The following is a 1557-nucleotide window of genomic DNA, read 5'->3' on the forward strand; positions in this document are numbered from 1 at the left end:
CTTGATCGTAGCCTCTATCGATTTCGGAGCTGGATTTTATGCTTATTACGGGAGAGTAATCGGAATTGAATCGGTTATCGCTCCTGTGATTTCTAGATATTTGTCTCCGGTATGGGAAGTGACAAACGTATTTTTTGTCTTCTTTTTCGTTGGGATTGTCGGTTTTTTTCCAGACACCGCCTATTACTACGGAACAGCACTGTTGGTCCCCGGAAGCATAGCGCTTATTTTACTTGCAATTAGAGGATCTTATTATGCGTTTGCTAATTATGGCGCCAAGAAAAACAACTTCTATTTGCTTGCATATGGAGCGACTGGATTACTGATACCAGCAGCATTATCAACCGTTTTTACAATATCGGAAGGTGGTTTTTTGTCCGTTAGCGAGAACACCGTCACCTTGTTGTTGCAAGAGCTGTTTTTTAGTGCTTATTCTTGGGCTGTCGTCCTGCTTGCTATATCAAGTGTTTTGTTTATAAGCTCGTCCTTCTTAACGTACTACGCTTCACGAGCGGAAGATAAGAGGGCTCTTGAATGGCTGCGTTCTTTTGCATTATGGGGCGGAGTTCCGACTATCATATCCAGCCTCTTTGTTTTTATAGCACTGCGTAATCATAATCGGGTACATTTTGAACAAACCTTGGATGTGTGGTGGATGTTCGCCTTGTCGTTTATTTGCTTTATCGTAGCGATTTGGTTCATCTGGCGGCGTGAAAGATTTGGGATGGCATTTTTACTCGTTATGCTGCAATTTGCTTTCGCCTTCTTTGGTTATGGCAGCTCTCATCTGCCATTTCTTCTCTATCCTTATTTAACACTTTCTACAAGTGTAACCAATCCAGTCATGGGAAGGGCGCTTATCATTGCTTTTATTGCGGGACTATTCCTGCTGATTCCGTCACTGTGGTTATTGCTAAGATTGTTTTTATTTAACATTAAATATGTGAAGGGGGAGTCACCGTGAATACTTTTGATCGACAAGATAAGTGGTTAATGCGGTTATGCTTCATTATCGCTTTTATACTTTTGTTTTCTATTCTGCGGTTTATTTGGAAGTGAAGTTAGAAGCATAAACGGCTGACGCCGTCCTCTGGCGGCACAAGCTTGTTTCGAGGAGAAACATCGCCAGCTTCCCTAATAAATGGGAGTACTGGCGGTTTGGTATGTCTTTCTAGATTATTGGGGTTGTATAATAGATCCATGCCGTGTATTATACCTATAGGGGTATAAGTATAATATTACATTAGGAGATGTTGCGGCATGGAAACAACAAAACAAAAAACAACAATTGTATTATTTAGCGGTGAATACGATAAAGCAATGGCAGCTTTTATTATTGCAAACGGTGCAGCAGCATACGATCATGAAGTGACTATTTTCTTTACATTCTGGGGTTTGAATACGATGCGAAAAGACGAAGTTATAAAAACAAATAAAGGTATTTTGGAAAGAGCATTTGGATGGATGATGCCACGTGGTGCTAATAAGTTAGGGCTCTCCAAAATGCAGTTTGCAGGAATGGGACCTAAAATAATAAAACATGTCATTAAAAAGCAT

At 40.3% G+C, this 1557-nt stretch carries 2 protein-coding genes; both read left to right on the top strand.

Going from position 1 to position 1557, the window contains the following annotated elements; translation table 11 throughout:
• The first annotated feature begins 1 nt into the window (after nt 1).
• Nucleotides 2–964: a cytochrome d ubiquinol oxidase subunit II gene (locus AC1DWN_RS33585; protein WP_477563159.1), complete on the top strand. Its 963-nt coding sequence runs from the start codon at nt 2–4 to the stop codon at nt 962–964.
• Nucleotides 965–1260: 296 nt separating this feature from the next.
• The coding region (locus AC1DWN_RS33590; protein WP_477563160.1) for a DsrE/DsrF/DrsH-like family protein at nt 1261–1557 on the top strand (297 nt) is incomplete at its 3' end.

The organism is Paenibacillus sp. P4_A7, from assembly GCF_056402455.1.